Origin of the sequence: Paenibacillus sp. UNC217MF (assembly GCF_000686865.1) — a bacterium.
GTDB classification, from domain to species: Bacteria; Bacillota; Bacilli; order Paenibacillales; family Paenibacillaceae; genus Paenibacillus_B; species Paenibacillus_B suaedae.
In genome coordinates, this window is record NZ_JMLT01000013.1 from 215,361 (window position 1) to 237,124 (window position 21,764).

Below are 21,764 nucleotides of genomic sequence, written 5' to 3' on the forward strand. Positions count from 1 at the left end.
GTTAAGCTGTACCGATCCGTTCTGGGGGAACGGATCATTTTTTACTTTCCCGGTCCGTCAGCTTGATAATGAGCTGAACTAACCCGAGAATAAATGCACTCGTGGCAAAGAAAAGTTCGAACCCTTGCATATTGTTCACCCCCCCTCTATTCGAGATCGCAGATTACTGGTGCGGGCAATGCTTGGAGTTGGCTGCTGATTCAGGCATTTATGGGTAGTGTAATATACTATATATGTATGGATGTTTTTGGAATGAAAGAATGCTTTGGACAAGCTTTTTTGAAAATTTTGTGTAATGGTAATTAAAGGTGCATATTTCGGCAGGTTCTGCATAAAATGAAGGCTTGCGAATTTGAGAACGTACCAAAAGGAGAGAGGGATAAGCGATGACAAGAATACAGGTGGATGCTAACTTTACGATGAATGTAGAACAGCAAGGACAAGGCCCTGCTGTCATATTGCTTCATGGCTATTGTGGAAGTTCGAAATATTGGGAAGCGATAATGCCGATGCTGGCGCAGAACTATCGCGTCATTGCTCCAGATTTGCGAGGTCATGCCAAGTCAGATTCACCTGTAGGCGCATATACCATTGAACAAATGGCTGACGATGTGCTTGCGCTTGCCGATAAGCTCGAGCTATCGCAATTTGTGCTGCTTGGTCACTCTCTTGGTGGATATATTACGCTGTCGTTCGCTCAGCGCTATAGCAGCCGCTTGCATGGGTTCGGGCTGATCCATTCCACGAGCTTGCCGGATACCGAAGAGGGCAAGCAGAATCGCTTGGCCGTTGTCGAGAAGCTGCAATCGCAAGGTATCGTTCCTGTTGTGGACGGATTAATCCCGAAGCTGTTCGCGCCACAGCATCTTGAAGAGCATGCCTTGCAGGTGAGCAGGGCGAAGGAGATTGGATATTGCACACCGCCGCAAGGAGCTGCTGGAGCAGCGCTTGCGATGAGAGAGCGAACTGATCGGACTTCGGTATTGCAAGCATCTGAGTTACCCGTGCTGTTAGTAGCGGGAGAGCACGATCAGATTGTGACAGCAGATAAAGCCTTTACGGCGAGCGGGGACAATATTTCGCAGGTTACGATAGAGAAGGCGGGTCATATGAGTATGATGGAGACGCCAGCGACACTTGCGGATGCGCTACACACCTATTTAGCTAATGTATTTCAGTAAGAGGCAGCAGAAGTGTTCTGATGTATTAGGGGAACGATGATATGGATGACCACGTTTAGGGGAGCTTCACTTGAGGAAGCTCCCCTTTTTCGCTATACTTGACTTACTTTTTGGATGTCTGAATCCGAATATTATGTACATGAAGCGAGGCTTTGACATGAATGAGGCGTTTAAAGCACTTGCAGATCCGACCAGGCGACAGATTATAACCTTGTTGAAGGATAAGGATATGACGGCAGGAGACATCGCCGATCACTTTAATATGACGAAGCCAAGCATCTCTCATCATCTGAATGGGTTGAAGCAAGCGAAGCTCATTCTTGATGAGCGGCGAGGCCAGCATATATGGTACTCACTCAATACAACCGTATTGCAGGAGGCTCTCGGCTGGTTTCTTGATATCATTTCATACCAGGGGAAGCGAGGGAGGGATGATTAATGAAACTACTGGATCACAATCTGGAGAGAAGGGCATTTCTGGTATTGTTTGTGTACAATGTGATTGTAGCTGGACTGATGTGGCTGGCATATCCGAAGCTTCCAGAGAGGATTGTATCCCATTTCAACTACTATGGCGCTCCTGACGGGACAATGGAGAAGACGATAGTTTTTATCATATTCTCTGCTATCTTAATACTGATCCCCGTACTTTTGCCGTTCATTCGACGTGCAGATCCGCAGCAGCACAATTACAAGAAATTCGAATCCACATACATATGGTTCGGCTGGGCATTGTCTGTGTTCCTGCAAGCTATATTCGGCGTCGTGATCGGCTATCATCTAATTAACGGGTTTCCGGTGCAATCTCTGATTTTAACTGCGCTCGGATTGTTGTGGATGTTCCTTGGCAACATGTTTGGACGTGTGCGGTTCAACTATTTTTTCGGTATCCGTACGCCGTGGACGCTTGCAGACGAACAGGTATGGCGCAAAACGCATCGTCTGGCAGGCAAGGTGTGGCTTATATCGGGTTTACTATCATGTGCTGGAGCATGGCTGCTGCCCCTTCACTGGGGTGGATACATCGGTTTACTTGTAATAGCGGTATCAGTCTTTGTCCCCATGATTTATTCCTACCTTGTCTTTCAATCTAAAATACGGCCGAGGTGATGGTGATGCACCAACGTGATTATTTACTCCGGTTAATTGAAGAGATGACTCGTATGTTTGGTCAAGCGCTTGGACTAAAGGAAAAGAAGAAGCGTGAGCAACTGATTGTCGAGTGGGATGAATTGTTGCAGCGCCGTTTTCGGATTAGCGGGGAACTGGCTGACAAGCTTCCGGCAGAGGACATCATACGACTGTTCCGGACGGGAGAGCGGCTGCATGCAGATGAGATCCAAGCATTGGCGATTGTACTGTATGAGCGGGCTAAGTTGGAATGGGAACGAAGCAGGCATGATAATGAGTCGTCGCCGTTTGGTGCTGCCGAAGTGCTGCGAAATGGTGAGAGCATGATGGGAACTGACAATGACGAGACAATATATATTCTGCGATTGATGAAGTCGTACGAGCTTTTGCTGGAAGCGACCTCGCAAGGTAGTGATCGGAGGCTGCTTCCGGTTCAAGACTCGATGGAAGCGATATATCAGGTAATCAAAGGCTATCATATTGATAATCGCTTAAGGGAGAAGATGTGGCGCTGGTTTGAGAAGGAGGGTCGTCTGGCTGAAGCGGAGGACTCTTTGTTTGAGTGGTTGAACAGTGGAGAGCGGCATCATCTTGAGCAGGCAGCAAGTCGATATACGCAAGCGTTGAAGTTCTATGAACGACTTGATGCAATGTCGGATGAGACGCTTCTAGAAGGGGGTCTAAGCCGAGAAGAGGTCATCTCGGGCAGGGAAGACGTAAGTAAGAATACAGCATGGCAAATGGAACGGTAGGAGTTATAAGCAGATGGAACAATTAACAGAGTTAGTTGAACGAGTGATTACAGAACAAATCTTAAGCAGTGCAGTGCTTAGCCAACTGCGGCGCAAGCCTGAGGAGGGCTACACCAAGGTGCTGCTCAAGCCGGTGCAGTTGCGCGGGCAGATTCAGATCCAGTTCGAGTATCATTATGATAATAAGGTGACGCATGATAATGTCCCGTTAACAGAAGCGGCCGCGAAGGTAATGTCTTTATTCGAAAGTACATTCAAGCAGGGATTGTTGCGGACAACAGAGGGCGATTATCAAGTGTTAATCAGCAAGAAATTCAAGGTAACGATTCGCAAGCAAGCGGCAGTCGTGCGCAAGGTTGAAGTGTCACATAACCGCAAGAAGCAATATGTGTTGAACGAGGGAATTCCGGTTCCATTCTTGGTCGAACTAGGCATCATGGGCAAGGAAGGCAATGTGATTGCAGCGAAATATGATAAGTTCCGCCAAATCAATCGCTTCCTCGAAATGGTGGCGGATGTGCTGCCGCATCTGCCGAGCAATCGTACGGTCCGCATTATCGATTTTGGCTGCGGCAAATCGTATCTAACGTTCGCGCTGTATCATTTTCTGCATGTAGAATCCAAGCTCCCGGTTCACATTGTAGGGTTGGACTTGAAGCGGGACGTCATCGAACGGTGCGAGGCGCTTGCTAGGCGCCTTGACTATGACGGACTCTCCTTCCAAATGGGGGATATCGCCCAATATGAAGGTGCCGATGAGGTCGATATGGTGGTGACGCTGCACGCTTGTGATACCGCGACAGATGCAGCGCTAAACAAGGCTGTACGGTGGGGAGCTCAAGTTATCTTGTCGGTTCCATGCTGCCAGCATGAATTGAACCGTCAGGTGGAGCAGAGCGTGCTGGAGCCCTTGTTGAGACACGGCATATTGAAGGAACGTTTCAGTGCCTTGGCGACGGATGGACTGCGGGCGAAGTTGCTTGATTGCGTAGGATATCGTACACAATTGCTCGAATTTATTGATATAGAGCACACACCCAAGAATATTTTGATTCGTGCGGTTCGCGGTGAAGAACCTGCTGGGCAGGTAGAGAAGACTGACCCGCAAATGTGGAACGAGTATGAGACGTTCAGACAGTTTTTGAACGCAGATCCGTACTTGGAGCATGCCCTGCAGGAGCTGTTGGAAGCTCGTGGCTGCAAGCGCACAGTATAAGTATCTAAGGCTAGAGCCCTCTCCGTTGTGTAGAGGGTTCTTTTTGATGTGGGGGAAGATAGGCAGGCTCATTAACTGGCTTGGTTCTTAGTTATGATCCAACGAATATGGGCGGCTCTCGTTACATCGCATATTGTAGGGCCTACTCCTTCTCTAGTGAGCTACATACATGAACTTCTTGGTCGAGCGACTCTATCCAGCAGTATGCTTCTCTTCAAATTCCCTCCGTTTTGGACGATATATAAAGGAAGGTAGTATGGAACAGGAACAGTAACAAATCAATGCCCATTAAAAGAATCTATAGCTGCATGGTTATAGAACAGGGCAAAGTGAGTTGTTGCAATAGAACAAGCAGGACGCCTATGTCTGGCTCGATCTTCATACAGCAAGAGCAAGATTAACGTGAATAGTGAAACGAAGCGAAGCAAGGGGATAAACTGCGAACGAAGAACCTAGGAGGTTGAACGGTCAATGACGGGAGCTTATGTAACGGATGCTCCAGAGCATTTGTTAATGTCGCTTTTGCACAGTCGTACAGTGCTTGAGGGCGACAACTGCATTGCAACGGGAGTATTGTCTTATTTAGAAGGAGATGTCATGGAGGTAGAACTGCCAGAATTCGAGCGGTTTGAACTTGGAGAGGCGCTGAAGGTGACCATATATTCGCCGGTAGGCATATTTAATTTCCATACTCAGGCTGTGGCACGGCATGAAGGGTCGTTGATGCTTATTCATCCGCCGCATCAACAGCGCAAATTTACAGATCAACGCTTATTTCCGCGAATAGAGGTACGCAAGCATGGATACGTACTGCCTCCACGACCGGCGGAAGGAATGGCAATTACGCCGACGCCAATACCGATTCATATCGAAGATATTAGTTTGAATGGGATCGGTTTCAACATTAAGGGGAACTCTTCATTCGTGGAAGGAAGCGAATTAGAGGCTGAACTGCAGCTTGGATTTGCTGTTCCTTGCCGCTTAACGATTGCTCGTATGGCGAGTCGGGAAGACGATATCTTCTATGGAGCCAAGCTTCAGGTAACCAGTGATCCTGCACAACGGTCCCTGCGTGCATTTATTATGCGGGAACAGATTAAATCACATATTGATCGCAAATCAAAAAATTCAATAACAGCTCGCCCATAACATGCTAAAATAGCAATGTACTTCACCATTACATAGAATAGAAATGGTAGGAGAGAAAGGGAGGGAGGGAGCAGCTTGAAGCGCGCTTCTCGTCATGTAAGGAACTTATTAATCGGATGTCTTGGCATCGTGCTCCTATTAAGCGCCTTACCAACATCGACGTCAGCAGCTGGGCTAAATAATCGATACCCGACTAAGGTGTTTGAGGTATTCACAGACGTTGCAATGAATCAAGAAGGGCGTCAGAAGATTAAGGACGAGTTAATTCAGCCATCTGTTACGAATGTTACGTATCAAGAAGTGGTGAACATTGATCCTGCAATTGCCGAAGTAAAGGTAGATTTACCAAATGAAGAATACGTGGTGACACCGCATAGTCCAGGATCGACTACGGTCGAGTTCAAATGGATCCGAGGGGATGGAACGGTACTTCATCATAAGTTTGTCGTTGCGGTAGTCGACCCCTCACAGGGTAATATTATTCCTCGGATTAGAGAACCTGAACAGGAAAGTTATGTGCAGCTAGGATCTTCTGAAATCAATGATTTCCAAGATATATTTGAGAATGTAGATTGGAGATCCAACCAGCCGGTACCTTATAACGAGCTTCGATCCGGAAATGGCTTCAAGAACATAACACCTGTTAATCAGAAACGATATCTTTTCAGCGCTGAGGCTCAGTACGCAGTGGATACAAGATGGGTATTCAAAGTAACAACGAGAGATAATAACGGAGCAATTATGTCCGCTACATACTTTAAGGACTACAAAATCAATCAGTCACCCAGCCTGAAAAATAATTTTGATCGTACTGTGCATTTGATGCCTGGCGGGGAAGCTAGTATCGTGCTGTCACGGTATTTTGAGGATTTAGACAATGATGAATTATTCTTTACTGCAGTCTCGGCAAACGGCCAGGTCTCATGCGAGATTAATGGGGATAACCTGCTGTTGCGTGCGAGAGCCGATTCCGCAGAGGGCATCGAGAAAATCACGATTACTGCGGATGATCAACGACAAGGTATTCCTACGCATGGAACATTAAGCATGTACATCAGCAAACCGCGCGAAGTTGGCATTGCCGGTACCTATCCAGAAGTAGATAACGGCTTTGAAGTGATTCCAGCAGGCTCCGGTGAGTATTACATGGCTCCATTTGAACAGTATCTGCCTTCCTATGCAGAGCTCGAACAGAAGGTTGCATCAGGTAATGCTCGTAAGGGAGAACTTACAAGTGGGGGCAGCCTTACATTCATCATTGATCAACAAAAGGGCCAATCTAAAGGATTTGATGAAGGACAGTATGGTCTCTATCTGTTCGATGGAACGACGGTCACGCTGGAGAGAGCGATTGAATTGTCCGGCAAAGAGAAAGTCATTCGTGAATTGAAGGAGCTGGCTGCCGCAAGAGGCGAATCATCCTATCAGATTGTGGACGCCCAGCAATGGCTGTTCACGAAGGGTGACAATAATTTTGTTCGCGCTAAGATCGTGATGGCGATTCTCGCAGAATAACAAGCAGTATCGTCAGAAGGTCAACCTAAGGGTTGGCCTTCTTTTTGATTGTCCATCATAATAGATATAGAATTGGTAGAATCGGGAAAGAAGGGGGAGTGCAGATGAAGGTGGATTTACAACAAGATGGCCATGGCAATTTTGTTGTTTTGTATGTTGGAATCGGGACAATCTTCGCTGTGCTTCTTGTTGGGTTATGGAAGCAGGGGCTGTTCTATGATCGCGATGTGGGAATGCTATCCCTCCTGCTCTGCGCAGCTTCTGTATGTATGCTTGCCGCATGGAGGTGGGATGCAGTCCTTCCATTGCCACTCATATATCCGCTTCCCCTGCTCATCGGATATCTCATTAGCTGGGTGTTAGGGCCTGCAACCGTATATGGCACAGAGATGCAAATCCTAAGAACCGCGATGCTGCAAGCTTGGATTATACTGCTCGCCATTATGCTGCACAGAGGGGGGGATCAGACTAAGCGGCTCATTACAGGTTCAATCCTGTTAGTCGGATTCTTAATCAGTGGCAGCGCTCTTGGCATGCTCTATGGATGGATACCGAATGAATCAGGTGTGATGGTGAGTCAGAATTCAGAATTGTCGGCGTTTGGATTTCGATTAGGTGGGGTTGTCCAATACCCGAATACGCTTGGTGTACTTGCCGGGGCGTTCGCGTTACTGCACTTGAACGGCGCAGCCTGTTCGGCGGCTAAAGCTCGAAGCCAACGGAGTGGAAGTGTTCGTGTACGGGTTGTCTCTACCAAATGGCTGCTTGCGGCTGTGCCGATTGTTCCCCATTTGGTCGTCCTTGGTCTTACCGAATCAAGGGGATCCTGGATCGTGTTCGGTATCGTATTGCTGGTTGGAATCTGGAGCGCTCGCGGCTATCGTGCGGAGTACGTGACGACGTTTTTGTGGTTCGGAGCATGGTCTTTCCTAGCGGCCGCATGGAGTGCCTCGATGTGGCAGAGTGGGGATGGGTGGCTGCCGATGCCTGTTTGGTTCGCTTGGATCGGTTCAATTGTACTGTTCGGCGGCTTAATGCTGAGTCTGTCTCAGAACCGTCGGCTACGAAATGGGTTGATTCTCATCATACTTCCAATGCTTATGATAGCAGGCATTCACTTGCTGCCTACAGGGGCAAGCAGTCGGATTACGGATCATTATGCTACTGCAGGAGCGCGAACATTGTTCTATAAGGATGCAATTACGCTGTGGAAGGAACATCCTTGGTTCGGCGCAGGCGGAGATTCATGGCGGCAGCAGTTTGCACGCATACAGAGCGAGCCGTATGTTGGCAAGGAAGTGCACAGCAGCGTGCTGGATATGCTGCTTGATGTAGGGCTGGTATTTACAATGCCTGCAATAGGGTTAGTATTAGCAGCATTGCTGCTAGCATGGCGTCGGCATGCCGGATTCGGATTGGCCGCAGCGATGCTGCTTGCACACAGTCTGATTGATTTCGACATGTCGTATGGGCTAGTGACGCTGCTGTTCGCATTGCTGCTAACGCTGGGCTTGTACGATGAGAGCCTCAATCATGGCTCTCCAAGGATGCGCTTCGCGCTGTGGCAGGTGGGCACGAAGCGCAGGAAGCGTCTCGCGGCACTGCTGCTTGCCGCTCCGCTGGCAGCCGCAATCGTGCTCGCGTCGTGCCACCTCGTGGCACAACAGCTCGCCGCGGCTGCCAGCGCTGCTGCCGACAAGGCCACAGGCCCTATTGGCATGGCCCGCGCGCATGCGCAGCAAGTGGCTGCGCTGCGCTGGGCGCCCGCGAACACGGCGCTTCGCATCGCCGTGAGCCGTACCCTGCCTCCGCAGGAGGCGCTTGCCCTTCTGCAGGAAGGGCTGCGCTACGAACGCGATGGCAAGGGGCTCTACCGTGCGCTCGCCTTGGCAAGTGCACGCCTTGGCCGCGCCGATGACGCCGCCGCTTGGTGGGAGGCGGCGGTTAGCAGCGACCGCTTCGATCGCGTGCTGCAGACCGAAGCCATTGAGAAGCTGTCGCTTGCGGCGCACTACAGTGCAGATCGCCTTCAAGCGACCGCATATGCGAACGCAGCAGGCAAGATGTTCCGGCGATATGAAGCGGAGGCACATCATGTCCTTCTCATGCGCAATCCTGCGAACGGCAAGCGTTTCGCAATGACGGAGGAAGCGAAGCGGGCTTACAGCTCGATCGTTTCGATGATCACGAGGGGACAGTAGTTCATGGACGTTAACCAGAATTCGGAGCGCTGGTCGCCTTCATTTGACGACACCAGGATACCGGGCTTTTCTCATGAAGTTGAAGGTGAACTTTGAACATGCTGTGCCTGCCGGCACGCCGATAGGGGCGGAATCTCGAACAACTCAAGAAAAAACCGGCCTCGTCGCAGATAATGCGAACCGAGGCCGATTTGAACTTTCCGCTGAATTAATATTCGCCACTCCAAGGCGGTACGATCAGATTAATAAATAGCATCGTCCCGCAGCATCCGGTTGAAATCAGCGGTACGTACCTTCGCTGGAGCGAGTACGTCAATGTTGCCAGCACGATAAACAATATGAAAATGACATCCATAAGACGGAAAGTTGGCTTATTTTCAGGCTCCTTACTGGAGTCTTTTGATCTGCATAAACCGCTACCCGGAAACCTCCTGCATTTCTTGCGGCTGCGTTGATTGGAACCTGGTCGGCCATAATACGTGCTGAAAACTCAGGCATAAGACGCCAATGATGAAGACAACTGTTCCCAGCAAAAAAAACACCTTGCTCACACCCATTCCACGAATCAGTAAGCCTCCGATTAAAGGCGCACCTACCATCATCGTGCTGGCGGACATATTTTGAATGCCAAAGATCCGGCCTGTCATACCCTCAGGAGTTTCTTTCTGTAGGACATAGTTATAAGTCACGATAGACAGCCCGTTTCCAATACCGATCACAAGTCCCAAGACGATGCTCCATATTTCATGTGAATCCGCCCTTAAGAGTCCCATGCTTCCAAAAGCAGCTCCAATCAACGCGGCTCCTCCCCCGATCCCAAGTCCATACCTCACTTTGCCAAGACGGTTCAGCAACAGGATGGTGATAAACGCTCCGACTCCTGTGGCAGCCACCATCCAGCCAAGCAAAGACTCGTTATGAGGGGCAATTTCCCGATACAACGTCGGAAACTGGAAATCGATCATCAAAATAATCAGCATAATGATCATATTCACGATAAAACTACTAAAAAGAATCCGGCGCTGCAGCAGCAATGCCCACCCTTGCTTCCATAATTGGGCGAAGCTCATCTTAGTCTCCGCGCCGTTTTCCGAGTCATCAGAATTCTCCTGATTCTCTGCTTTTGCATTTTCATCGATATGCCGCATTGTATATAGCAAGATGCAGGAGAAAAAGCGCGTGATGGCATTCACCAAAATACATAATTGTGGGGAGATTACCGTTAATGCCACTGCGCCAAGCAGGGGCCCCGCGATTTTGGAAAATTGATTGACGAGCCCGTTATACGAGGTTGCTTTGAGCAGTTGATTCTCCTGAACCACCTGGCGCGTTAACGCTTGATGCGCTGGAACGCGGAATACTCCCATTGTGGCGCGAAACGCAAGCAAAGGCAGCATCCAGTACATGCCGGGAACAAACAGCAGCAATATGGTGAGCAGCGTCTCGGCTGCATCGGCCAACAGCATGAGATTGACCTTCTTCCAGCGGTCGGCGATTACACCGGCGAAAGATCCGAACAGAATGCCGGGGAGAGCGATCATCACCGGAATCAAGGCGATCATAAACGGATCCGCATGCCAGCGGTATGCCACCAGAATCTCAATCGCAAAGACGTCGAACCATTCGCCGAAAGATGAGACGGCATAAGCCGAGTACATTTTAGTAAAAACTGGGTTTTTCCAAATAGATGTCTGGTGCCTGTTTGATACAGATGTGGTAGACATGAATATTTCCTCCGCAAAATCAGAATAGAATTTCTCTCACTTTAACGAAGAAATATCAGGGGATTATCAGACAGAACCTATAATCCGCTCAATCATCTGTTCTATGGGCAGTTTATATGCCTCCAGCTTATACCCCTGTTCAAACTCATCATACCGAGTCTGGAAGGTCTGCAGCAGTTTGGAATCGTGATATGATGTTTTCAAAAAATGGAGCGTACCAATGATCAACCGAGCGAGCAGCGGTACATTATGCGCCGTTTTGCCGGCCTCAAGGCCATATTCGAATGCGGCAGCTGCTTCCCGGGGGCGGCCTTGAAGCAGCAGCAATTTCCCTCTTAAACCATGGTAGGCGCTGATTTCCCGCAAATAAGGAGCTTCAGCCAGCATGTCTTCGATCTGCCTGGAGCACCGCTCTGCCTCCTGGATACTGCCTGCGACCAAATGAATATGCATTTCCGACATGGAAATATGAACCTTGAAGGTATCCAGCTTACCTTGCTCCTTTTCGATGATCTGATAAGCTTCTTGCACACGCTGCAGATCCTCTTCAACACGACCGTTATCTGCATAAAGACCAAGAATATTTAACACTTTCAGCTCGCGATGCATCTCAAACGGTAAAATCCCCGATTCAATCGTCCGTTCAAAGTAATTCAGACTTTTTGCCGGTTCCATGTAAAAAGAGTAGTAAAATATCAGCAGCCAATATAATTTATCTGGGTTCTCCGCATCGCTTTCCAGAAACCAGTCCAGATCTGCCCGCACAAACCTCAGAAACATTTGATGGGAGGGACTGATATTCACGCCAAGAAGCTCTTGCTGATTGACAAGGGCTAACATCGATTGGCTTTGCCCTAACATGAGATAGGTGTCCAACAACTGCCCGATTTGCTTCTGCAATCCACTGTCCGTCAGCGACGGAACCGCAAGTCCCAGCGTTTCTTTTATTGTGAGGCTGTAGCCAAGCCCCCGCACGGTGATCAGTTGAACTTTTCCGCTCCATGGTTTCATTCTTTTTCGGAGCCGATACACATGATCATCTACCGTTCGTTCGCCCGGATATTCCATTGGCCATACCTGATCCAGCAGCTGCTCCCGGCTAAAGACCTTGCCGCGATTTCGGTAAAGAAATTCGAGCAGCGCGTATTCTTTCGCAAGCAAGTTGATTGTCTCAGCCTGAAAGCTGACAGAATAATCACGAGGTTCAAACGCAAGCCCGGCCACCATAATCAGCATTCTCAGTATTCCTTGTCGTAATCGACAATGCTGTGAGCAGGACGTCCCTGTGCGATAAAGGCCTTGAGATTCTCGATAAACAGCTTCGTAGCTCGTTCCTTCAATTGATCGGTATTGCCTCCAATATGAGGAGTCATGATGACATTGTCCATGGACCATAACGGATGATCCTCAGGCAATGGCTCAATGTCGAACACATCGAGGCCAGCGCCTGCGAGGTGACCGCTGTTCAAGGCGCCGATAAGAGCATCCGTCTTCACCGATGCACCGCGTCCAACGTTGATAAACAGTGCCCCTTGCTTCATGGTAGCGAACCTATTTTCATCATATAAGTTTATCGTCTGAGATGTCTTTGGCAGTATGTTGACGACTACGTCGCATTCAGATAGAACTTCATTCAGCTGCTCGAACGTGTACAAGCCGTCGACATAATCAGTCGGTTGAACGGAGCGGCGTACGCCTAGAACACGCATCCCGAACGCCTTGGCAATTCGTGCAACCTCAGCCCCGATTTGCCCGATGCCGATAATCCCCATGGTCTTGCCCAGCAGTTCCGTATAATTCCCTTTACTGTCCCATACGTGTCGATCTTGGTTGCGAATCGCTTGTGGCAGATTGCGAGTGAAGCCGAGCAGCATCGCGAATACCGTCTCCATCATCGGGACGGGATGCACACCCCCCGCCGTAGTCAACATTACATCGTGCTTGCGGAGTGTATCCATCGGAATATAATCGGCACCAGCCGTCCACAGCTGTATCCAGCGAAGCGGGGATTCATCATGGAGGCATTCCTCGATGATAGCAGGCGACCAACCGAAAATAACTTCAGCTTGTCGGAATACGTCTCGATCGAGCTCCTTAGCTCGTCCAGCAATGACATTGTATTCGGGAGCAGCGAGGCGAATGACCTCTAGAAATTCTGGCGGCAAAGCTAGTGCACATACGATATTTTTCAAGATGATGTCCTCCTTAGCGTCCATTTTCTAACATCATAACTCGAATCCGATTGGTGCGTCTATGAGTGCTCCGTAGGTTGCTGGACATTAGAAATAGGCTGAACGGATGGTAACCCGACAGCCTGCATGAGCGATTATAGCAGTTAGCCTCCGAATGCTTGCCGGAAGCTGGAGGATAATTTCGCTTGATCTATATTCCACAGTGCGGCAAGCTCTTCGCAGACGGTCTCGTCCCACCAATCGGACAGCTTCTTGCGGTTGGCACCGTTCTCGTGAATCCAGATCAAGTTCTCAATCACTTTGCGATAGTATAGTTCTTCTCCTTGTTTGACGAGATCTTCGGGAATCCAGACGTTCATCCGCTTAATGGTTCGATACAACTCATTGTTGCAAGCACGGCGAATTCTTCTGGCTGTGGGGAGAGGCCTTGTATGAGGCTCCTTCGGGGCTTTCAATGGATGACGACTCCTTTCCTGCATATATGTTCATCATATGCAGGCATCCTACCCAGGTTCCTTGTGGCCACGCGCTATTTCGAATCGATTACGATATACCCTACCATAGGGCCTTCATGCTGCATATCCGGATGGGTTAAGCAGACGATGCGATGAATGCCTTCTTTGGCAGTAAAGGTGATGACGGTTTCTTTGTCTTTCTCGATGCTGCCTTTTACATTCATGCTCTCGATTTCGAAATCATGCTTTTTTCCGTTGATTCCGCGAATACGAAGCTCAACACGCTCACCGGCCTTGGCGTGAACGGTACCCGGAATAAATTGATACACTTCGATTTCTTTCCCATTGTCCAACTTGGACTTAATCTCTCCTGTAACCATGTGGAGAATTCGAGTCGATTGAGGTGCTGCCTCAACTGCCCGTTCCGACCGCACGGTTTCATAGCGCCAGAACGCTGCAGCTACTAATATGGCGGAGAAGACGATTGCACCAATTCGCAATTGTTTGCGAGAGACAATCCAAAAACGTGTCAAATTGTGAAACCTCCTTTGCCCAATTGAGTATCACTTATTAGTGCTTGTTCATAACATTTCATTTGCAGGCAGCCATTACTAGAGAAGATATAAGGTACAAGCTTGTGCTTAGTCCAAGTGTATGCATGGCCAGGGTAGCGCATGACTTGTGTTATCCCAAGGGGCAAGGAGGCATCAAGATCGAACAAGCCAAAGTCATGATTGGAGTCATGGCGATCCATATGTTAGAATAAGCTGGGAATTAAAAAGGGAGAGAGACAAGCTATGGCATGGATACATGATATGATCAATATGCTGCTTCATTGGGTGCAGCAGCTTGGGGAATGGGGAATAATGCTGGGGCTCATGATTGAAGTCATTCCGAGTGAAATCGTGTTAGCCTACGGCGGATATTTAGTATCGATTGGCAAAGTCAGTTTTATCGCTGCGATTATTTTCGGCACAATTGGTGGTGTCTTTGCGCAACTCATCGTATATGCAATCGGCAGATATGGCGGGCGGCCCTTCTTGGAGAAGTTCGGGAAGTACATCCTGATACGCAAGCACCATATTGAGAAGTCGGAAGAGTGGTTCCAGAAGTATGGAACAGGCGTAATCTTTTCTGCACGATTCGTTCCGGTTGTCCGTCACGCGATTTCCATACCAGCAGGAATATCCAAGATGCCGGTAGGGAAATTTACGCTTCTGACAACGCTGGCTGTAATCCCATGGACCATCCTATTTGTTTATTTGGGGTACGCGCTTGGAGATCAGTGGGAACATATTAATGAGAAGGCGGCACCTTATGTTCAGCCATTTATTTTGGTTGCACTTGCTGGCCTTACCCTATATTTTGTTATCAAATATATGAAATCCAAGCGAAGAGAGGGGAACCCGAAATGAGCAAACATGTAGCGAATGTGATAGGCCGAGGAATTTCACCACAAGCATTTATCGACTCCATGCAGAAGAACAAGGAAGCCTTCATTTCCTGGTATGATCAATTTGCTTGGTTCAGCGAAGAAGAGAAGGAGTTTTTCGAATCGCTTCAATATCGGGACGATATCCGCTGCTTAATCTTGGCGGCAGATTGGTGTGGAGATGCGGTACGTAATGTGCCTGTTGTGTTCCGCGCTATGGAAGCAGCAAGCATTGACACAGAAGTCTTAATTATGGAACAGTTCCCTGAGGTTATGGATCAATTCCTGACGATGGGCGGACGCTCCGTTCCTATCGTCATCTTCGCTGATACGGGCGGCTATGTTCTCGGTCAATGGGGACCTCGTCCGAGTGACGTGCAGGCACATATGGTCCGATTCAAGGAAGAGAACCCGGATCGTGAAGCTCCGGAATACCAAAATAATTTGAAAGTAGTCAGACAGCGTATTCTCGAACAATACGGCGAGGGAACGGGCTATCATGCTCGAATTACGTCTGAATTGAGAGACCTGCTGTCGGGCTTTTAATATAGCAAGGAGCTGACAAGACATTGTTTACGATTCAAAGTTTCAATTTAGGTCCTGTCCAAACAAACGCCTATCTATTGACAAATGAAGATACGAAAGAAGCGGTTGTCATTGATCCAGGCATGAATCCAGATCGGTTGCTGCAAGCGCTCGATGGACTAAACGTTAAGGCAATATTGTTGACACATGCGCATTTCGATCACATTGGCGGTGTGGATCTTGTGCGTAAGGCACATCCGTGCCCGGTGTACATTCATGAGCTTGAGGCAGAGTGGCTGACAACACCGGAACTTAATGGCTCGACCATGTGGCCGCAAATGTCTCCGGCAATGTCCATGAAGCCAGCGGAACATTTGCTGCAAGATGGGGATACACTAGAGCTGATCGGTCATTCCTTCTACGTCATGCATACACCTGGTCATTCGCCGGGCAGTGTGAGCTTCCTGTATGATAAGCACTTGTTCGCAGGTGACGTTCTTTTCCGGGAAAGTGTGGGGAGAACAGACTTGAGAGACGGCAGCATGAAGACACTGGTGAACTCTATTCATAAGAAGCTGTTCACACTAAGCGACGAAGTGACGGTATACCCTGGACATGGTCCGACTACAACAATTGGATATGAGAAGAAGCACAACCCATTTGTCTAATACGATTTTGCAGTACATAAGCGCTGGGCACTCCTGATTCCCAATCAAGGAGGCCCGGCGCTTTTTTTATTAGCTGGCAGGTTTCGACTACCGCAACCGCTATGTACAGAGGTGATGTAATTACTTTTTATCAGAAGGTAAAGGAATTGTGAAGGAACATGACGCTACAAAAAACGTCAAAAATACAACGTCATTCAGAGCAGGCAAAAGAAGTGGATATGGAGTGTACAAGAAAAAGGAGCTGGATATTTGATGAAAAAAGTTTGTCAGATTAGGCCAACTTCATCGCGCAAAAAAGTCATGCTTACGCTACTGACGATGACGCTTGCGCTGGGGACTTTGGCTTCTTCCTTCATTCAGTCGGGGACTGCTTATGGAGCCGAAGGAACTGTATCGATAAGGGGAGAAGTCCAATCTAATACGGATCAGATTGCAGTATGGAAAGCCTGGATCAAGCAACATGCTCAAGAGATTACGTCCATACAGCCCGAGAAGCTTGTGAACGGCAGCATTCCAAAGCAGAATTTTGATGATCTGGATAAACTCAAGACTTTATTGCGGGATAAGCGGATCGTGTATCTTGGAGAAAGTACTCACTCAACTGCAGAGTTCAGCCTAGCAAAAACAAGACTTATTCAGTATCTTCATCAAGAACTGGGATATAGTAGGGTTGCTTTTGAAAGTGCTCTTAGTGATGCAGCTATGGCCCAAGGGCGAATGAATAGCCGGACACCGCAGGATACACTAAGCCAAGCGCTTAATGGTGTCTATATAACGGAGGAAGTCCTACAATTATTTGAATACATAAAGAGCACCCAGGGAAGCAGTACGCCGCTCCGTCTTACCGGATTTGATATGAAAATGGATGTTATATTGGAGCCTAATGCAACTTGGATACAAGGTCAAGCGTTGAGGGAGAAATTGATCAAGGCTGAACAAGATATTAAAGAATGGATGATCGGTAAGCGAGATTTAGCATCTTTTCAAAAAGCAAAGCCTGAACTTATCGCTTTATACCAGCGTTTGAATGAGGAACTGCCTAAATATAAAGACTTCATGCAAAAAGATTATCCAAACGAACCTCAAATCTATCAGCTAATCAAACGAGCCATTGAGGTTCGTTTGAAGGCTTTGAATGAATACTATGAGCAGTATATTGATTACTTACAGAAGGTATTAAGCGGCTCCATTGGAATAGATACAGCATTCCTTCAATGGCGGGATAAACAAATGGCAGACAATCTTGTATGGCTTGCCACAGAGGTTTATCCGAATGAGAAATTGATAGTATGGGCTCATAATACTCATATCGGGAAAGCCACACATGAATTATATGAGGGTGAAGTGGGTCAGTTGAAATATGTAGGGGAACTGATGCCCAAGGAACTACAAGCACAAAGCTATGTAATTGGCTTATACATGGCGAGCGGCGAAATATTTGATTGGTTCAATAATGGGATTCATAAAGTTCTACCATTGTTGCCGGGTTCGATTGAAGATATTTTGTCTTCTTCGGGTAAACCATACACGTTTATGGACATTCGGTATTCGCCTCCTGTAGTCGGAAACGAATGGATGTCGCGGCCGACCAAATCGTACGAAGAAGGACGTGCAGAACATCTCCTTGTTCCGAAGAACAATTATGATGGACTCATCCTCATTGATAAAGTACAGATACCGCACTTTTTAAAATAGAGATGAGCGCATTTGTATGAATGAAAACTGTTGCCTCTTAACATTCTCCTAGCCATGAACAGACAAACCCATAGATCCATTTTGCTAGCCAATCCTCGCTCGTGATATGATCAGGGAAGCATACAGCAACGATGGGACTGCCTACTACTATGTATCGCAGTCCTTTTTTTACATAACAGATACAAGTGCAAATAAAACGGCAGATACAAATTCCTAATACGAGGAGGAGTCAATTGATGCATTCCGAACAGCGAATAGATGCAGCAATTATCGAAGAGCATCGCAATCGAATCGCTCGCCTGCAGCAGAAGATGGAGCTTGCTGGTATCGATTTGTACTTAGTTACACACAACGTGGATATATATTACTTAACCGGCTCCATGCAGACCGGCTATGTGCTCGTACCGAGATGCGGCGAACCTGTTTATTTGGTGAAACGCAGCTATCTGCGTGCGCAGCAGGAGTCGATCATTCGCGTTGCTCCGCTCGGTTCGTTCCGTCAGCTTGGTGAGACGATCCGCTCATACTATGCGGAGCTGTTCCAAGTTAAGGAAGCTGTCGTCATTGCTACAGAGTTCGATGTTCTACCTGTTCAGCAGTATGAGAGATTGAAGACGGTCATTCCAGATGCGAATTGGACAGACGGATCGATCCTATTCCGTGAACTGAGAATGATTAAGTCCTCTGATGAACTGGATCGCATTCGGGTTGCCGCAGCTGCTGCACATAAGGTGCTTGCTGATGCTGCAGATTACATCCAGCCGGGAATGACAGAACTAGAACTCATTGCGTACATTGAACGAGAATTCCGACTGCAGGGTCATGTTGGAATGATCCGAATGCGCGGCTTCAATCAAGAACTAATAACTGGCATGGTTGCATCAGGAAGTGCAGGCGCAGAACCGACTTATTTCGACGGTCCCGCTGGAGGGCTTGGACTGACACCTGCAAGTCCACAAGGATCTAGCCGTAAGGCGATTGAAGTGAATGAACCTATTCTGATCGATTTCGGCTGCTGCATCGATGGATATGTAATTGATCAGACCCGAACCCTTGTCATTGGGGAACTGGACGATGAACTCCAGCGTGCTTATGATGCTTCGGAAGCGATATTGCGTGCAACTGAGGAACACTTGAAGCCGGGAACGGTATGCGAGACATTGTACGAAGACGCGGTTGATATGGCGAAATCGTATGGATTGCAAGAGCATTTTATGGGGTATGGTGAGGATCAAGTCAAGTTTCTTGGACATGGAATTGGTATGGAAATTGATGAATGGCCTGTATTGGCCCGCGGGTTCAAGCAGCCGCTTCAGGAGGGGATGGTAATTGCTATCGAACCTAAATTCACTTTCCCGGGACGCGGTGTCGTAGGTATAGAGAATACATACCTGATTACTGCTGATGGATATGAGAAGCTAACGACTGCGGAGGAAGGATTGCGAATCATTTCTTTGTGAACATAGACAATAGCTAGAGTCGGATGTACAGCTTTTATCGTATGCAGGATAGAGAGGCTGCTTTTTGTGACCAATTGCGATACTCGCACGTATACATTTACAGGAACCATAAATTCTAGTACCATATAGAATACATCTAACGGATGGGAGGCATGGACAATGCTGCCTTTGGGAGAGAAAGTAGTCATTGTTGCCGACCGTTTCGAACAACATTTGCCTATCGGGGAATACGGCTATATTATTGCCTATGACCGCAATGCAGACAACGCATTCGACTATGTCATCCGAGTTCCGAGAGCAAACCGCAACTTTTTTGTGCCAGCATCCGATGTCGATCAAGAGGAACGGTTGCTGCAGCAGGAAGCGGACCGCATCGAACGGGAAGCACTTATCGATTATGCACTGGCGACCCATAATGAATCATTATTCCGTCGAATTATGAACGCAGACGCAGAGCCTGATAGCGAAGAGAGCGAACAGGACGGAGCAATGTCACAAGAAGAGTTCATTCGCCAAGTGAATTTAAGAGCTTGGATTTAAAGAAGACGCCGATCACCGGTCATTCCGGTGCTTCGGTGTTTTTTTGCATCCATTACTTTATCAGAATGACGCGTTGAGTTGATTCCGCTTCTAAGCTATAATAAGGGGATGAATTTGGCCTTGATGGCGCAAGGAGGAACAGGCTGCCGATGAGCATTCACGTACAAGACGTCGAGCACGTTGCTAAGTTGGCAAGACTCGACTTGAGCAATGAAGAGAAAGAGCGTTACACGGAACAGCTGAACGCGATTCTAAAATATGCAGAAAAATTAAATGAATTGAATACCGATGACGTCACGCCAACGACTCATGTTCTACCTATACGGAACGTGATGCGTGAGGATGAAGCGCGTCCTTCACTGCCGATAGAGAAGGTAATGGCTAACGCACCGGAAGAAGAAGATGGTCAGTTCAAAGTACCGGCCGTTCTGGAATAAAGCGAATAAGGGAGGATGCCCGCATTGACACCACTTGAGATGTCATTAACGGAAGCAAGACAAGCAATACAAGAGCGCAAGCTCTCCGTCTCTGAATTGGTGGACGCGTCATTCCGACGCATTGCCAGCACGGATGAGCAAGTGCAAGCATTTCTTACTATGAATGAAGAGGGTGCCCGTAACGAGGCAGCCGCAATCGACAAGCGCATCTCGGCAGGAGAACAGATCGGCTTATTGGCTGGTATCCCTGCAGGGGTTAAGGACAACATCGTAACGGAAGGAATGCGCACAACATGTGCAAGTAAATTCCTTGATAATTTCGTACCTGTATATGACGGTACGGTATCCCGCAAGTTGAAGGAAGCGGGTGCCATTACAATTGGTAAGCTGAACATGGACGAATTCGCAATGGGCGGATCCAATGAGAACTCTGCTTATCGCACGACTCGCAACCCGTGGGATTTGGAACGTGTTCCGGGCGGATCTAGCGGTGGTTCCGCGGCTTCCGTAGCAGCTGGACAAGTTGCATTCGCGCTAGGCTCTGATACAGGCGGATCAATCCGTCAGCCAGCTTCCTATTGTGGAGTCGTTGGCTTGAAGCCGACATACGGTCTCGTTTCTCGCTTCGGCTTGGTTGCATTCGCATCTTCATTGGATCAAATCGGTCCAATTACGAGAAATGTGGAAGATGCAGCCCTCGTGCTCCAAGCGATTGCAGGCCACGATAAGATGGATTCCACTTCGGCGAAGGTAGAAATTCCGGATTATGCAGCACAGCTGACAGGCGATGTGGCTGGTCTGCGCATTGGCGTGCCTTCTGAATATATTGGACAAGGTGTCGATCCGAAGGTGAAGGAAGCTGTGCTCGCTGCCTTGAAAGTATTCGAGGATATGGGTGCGACATGGGAAGAAGTATCGATGCCGCATACCGAATATGCAGTAGCGACCTACTACCTGCTTGCTTCCTCGGAAGCTTCCTCCAACTTAGCGCGCTTCGATGGAGTTCGCTACGGAGTGCGTGCGGACAACCCTGACAATCTGCTGGATCTGTATCATCGTTCTCGCAGTGAAGGCTTTGGACAAGAAGTGAAGCGCCGCATTATGCTGGGTACGTATGCACTAAGCTCAGGCTACTATGATGCCTATTACTTGAAGGCGCAGAAAGTCCGCACCTTGATTAAGCGTGACTTTGACGAAGCATTTAACAAGTTCGATATTTTGCTCGGGCCGACAGCACCGACAACGGCGTTCCGTATCGGCGAGCAAATTAATGATCCATTAGCGATGTACTTGAATGATATATTGACGATTCCGGTTAGCTTGGCTGGCGTTCCAGCAATTAGCGTACCATGCGGGTTGGCGGATGGATTGCCGGTTGGCTTGCAATTGATTGGCAAGGCGTTCGACGAAGCGACTGTGCTTCGTGCAGCCCATGCGTTCGAACAACGCACGGAGTTCCATAAGCTGCGTCCGCAGTTGTAATTGAGGAGG

22 protein-coding genes are annotated in these 21,764 nt (G+C 48.3%); 17 read left to right on the forward strand and 5 right to left on the reverse strand.

The window, feature by feature from the left end; translation table 11 throughout:
* Positions 1-386: 386 nt before the first annotated feature.
* From BP95_RS0109545 to BP95_RS0109585, 9 genes are all read left to right on the forward strand, one after another.
* Complete coding sequence (locus BP95_RS0109545; RefSeq protein ID WP_021255292.1) at positions 387-1,181, forward strand: alpha/beta fold hydrolase; 795 nt, start codon at positions 387-389, stop codon at positions 1,179-1,181.
* A gap of 157 nt (positions 1,182-1,338) precedes the next feature.
* Entirely contained in the window at positions 1,339-1,620 is a 282-nt protein-coding gene (locus tag BP95_RS0109550; RefSeq protein ID WP_021255291.1) for an autorepressor SdpR family transcription factor, read from the forward strand.
* Positions 1,620-2,291, forward strand: a complete 672-nt coding sequence (locus tag BP95_RS0109555; RefSeq protein ID WP_021255290.1) for an SdpI family protein — start codon at positions 1,620-1,622, stop codon at positions 2,289-2,291. Before BP95_RS0109550 ends, BP95_RS0109555 begins: the two co-directional genes overlap by 1 nt.
* A 5-nt stretch (positions 2,292-2,296) precedes the next feature.
* The gene (locus BP95_RS0109560; RefSeq protein WP_028532012.1) at positions 2,297-3,064 is read left to right on the forward strand and encodes a DUF6483 family protein; all 768 of its coding nucleotides are present in this window, start codon (positions 2,297-2,299) and stop codon (positions 3,062-3,064) included.
* Positions 3,065-3,077: 13 nt separating this feature from the next.
* Positions 3,078-4,280 (forward strand): class I SAM-dependent methyltransferase, encoded by a 1,203-nt coding sequence (locus tag BP95_RS0109565; RefSeq protein WP_021255288.1) that lies wholly within the window; start codon positions 3,078-3,080, stop codon positions 4,278-4,280.
* 471 nt (positions 4,281-4,751) lie between these two features.
* A complete protein-coding gene (locus BP95_RS0109570; RefSeq protein ID WP_021255287.1) occupies positions 4,752-5,429 on the forward strand; it encodes a PilZ domain-containing protein in 678 nt (225 codons plus the stop codon).
* A gap of 75 nt (positions 5,430-5,504) precedes the next feature.
* Positions 5,505-6,944, forward strand: coding sequence for a hypothetical protein (locus BP95_RS0109575; protein ID WP_021255286.1), 1,440 nt, complete (start codon positions 5,505-5,507; stop codon positions 6,942-6,944).
* A gap of 104 nt (positions 6,945-7,048) precedes the next feature.
* Entirely contained in the window at positions 7,049-9,145 is a 2,097-nt protein-coding gene (locus BP95_RS0109580; protein ID WP_051614036.1) for an O-antigen ligase family protein, read from the forward strand.
* A 73-nt stretch (positions 9,146-9,218) separates the two neighbouring features.
* Positions 9,219-9,398 carry a hypothetical protein gene (locus tag BP95_RS0109585; protein ID WP_028532014.1) on the forward strand — a complete coding sequence of 60 codons (180 nt, stop codon included), beginning with the start codon at positions 9,219-9,221 and terminating at the stop codon, positions 9,396-9,398.
* Positions 9,399-9,561: 163 nt separating this feature from the next.
* On the opposite strand, the gene BP95_RS29995 is transcribed toward BP95_RS0109585, so the two are convergent.
* The 5 genes from BP95_RS29995 to BP95_RS0109610 all read right to left on the reverse strand — a co-directional run bounded on the left by BP95_RS29995 (position 9,562) and on the right by BP95_RS0109610 (position 14,049).
* Complete coding sequence (locus BP95_RS29995; protein ID WP_051614037.1) at positions 9,562-10,869, reverse strand: MFS transporter; 1,308 nt, start codon at positions 10,867-10,869, stop codon at positions 9,562-9,564.
* 66 nt (positions 10,870-10,935) lie between these two features.
* Positions 10,936-12,105, reverse strand: coding sequence for a winged helix-turn-helix domain-containing protein (locus BP95_RS0109595; protein WP_051614038.1), 1,170 nt, complete (start codon positions 12,103-12,105; stop codon positions 10,936-10,938).
* A gap of 2 nt (positions 12,106-12,107) precedes the next feature.
* Entirely contained in the window at positions 12,108-13,061 is a 954-nt protein-coding gene (locus tag BP95_RS0109600) for a D-2-hydroxyacid dehydrogenase (RefSeq protein ID WP_028532016.1), read from the reverse strand.
* A gap of 143 nt (positions 13,062-13,204) precedes the next feature.
* Complete coding sequence (locus tag BP95_RS0109605) at positions 13,205-13,540, reverse strand: dehydrogenase (protein ID WP_442952324.1); 336 nt, start codon at positions 13,538-13,540, stop codon at positions 13,205-13,207.
* A 50-nt stretch (positions 13,541-13,590) separates the two neighbouring features.
* Positions 13,591-14,049: a cupredoxin domain-containing protein gene (locus BP95_RS0109610; protein ID WP_021255280.1), complete on the reverse strand. Its 459-nt coding sequence runs from the start codon at positions 14,047-14,049 to the stop codon at positions 13,591-13,593.
* Positions 14,050-14,313: 264 nt separating this feature from the next.
* On the opposite strand from BP95_RS0109610, the gene BP95_RS0109615 reads away from it, so the two are divergent.
* The 8 genes from BP95_RS0109615 (at position 14,314) to gatA (ending at position 21,755) form a co-directional block, all read left to right on the forward strand.
* Positions 14,314-14,931: an undecaprenyl phosphate transporter UptA gene (locus BP95_RS0109615; RefSeq protein ID WP_021255279.1), complete on the forward strand. Its 618-nt coding sequence runs from the start codon at positions 14,314-14,316 to the stop codon at positions 14,929-14,931.
* The gene (locus tag BP95_RS0109620; protein ID WP_028532018.1) at positions 14,928-15,494 is read left to right on the forward strand and encodes a thioredoxin family protein; all 567 of its coding nucleotides are present in this window, start codon (positions 14,928-14,930) and stop codon (positions 15,492-15,494) included. Before BP95_RS0109615 ends, BP95_RS0109620 begins: the two co-directional genes overlap by 4 nt.
* Before the next feature lie 23 nt (positions 15,495-15,517).
* The gene (locus tag BP95_RS0109625; RefSeq protein ID WP_021255277.1) at positions 15,518-16,141 is read left to right on the forward strand and encodes an MBL fold metallo-hydrolase; all 624 of its coding nucleotides are present in this window, start codon (positions 15,518-15,520) and stop codon (positions 16,139-16,141) included.
* A 252-nt stretch (positions 16,142-16,393) separates the two neighbouring features.
* Positions 16,394-17,836 (forward strand): erythromycin esterase family protein, encoded by a 1,443-nt coding sequence (locus BP95_RS0109635; RefSeq protein WP_051614039.1) that lies wholly within the window; start codon positions 16,394-16,396, stop codon positions 17,834-17,836.
* 236 nt (positions 17,837-18,072) lie between these two features.
* Positions 18,073-19,296: a M24 family metallopeptidase gene (locus BP95_RS0109640; RefSeq protein ID WP_021255275.1), complete on the forward strand. Its 1,224-nt coding sequence runs from the start codon at positions 18,073-18,075 to the stop codon at positions 19,294-19,296.
* Positions 19,297-19,455: 159 nt separating this feature from the next.
* On the forward strand, positions 19,456-19,836 hold the full coding sequence (locus BP95_RS0109645; RefSeq protein ID WP_021255274.1) for a hypothetical protein: 381 nt from the start codon (positions 19,456-19,458) through the stop codon (positions 19,834-19,836).
* A 149-nt stretch (positions 19,837-19,985) separates the two neighbouring features.
* On the forward strand, positions 19,986-20,273 hold the full coding sequence (gene gatC, locus BP95_RS0109650) for an Asp-tRNA(Asn)/Glu-tRNA(Gln) amidotransferase subunit GatC (RefSeq protein ID WP_021255273.1): 288 nt from the start codon (positions 19,986-19,988) through the stop codon (positions 20,271-20,273).
* Between the two features lie 39 nt (positions 20,274-20,312).
* A complete protein-coding gene (gatA, locus tag BP95_RS0109655; RefSeq protein ID WP_090513492.1) occupies positions 20,313-21,755 on the forward strand; it encodes an Asp-tRNA(Asn)/Glu-tRNA(Gln) amidotransferase subunit GatA in 1,443 nt (480 codons plus the stop codon).
* Positions 21,756-21,764: the final 9 nt, after the last annotated feature.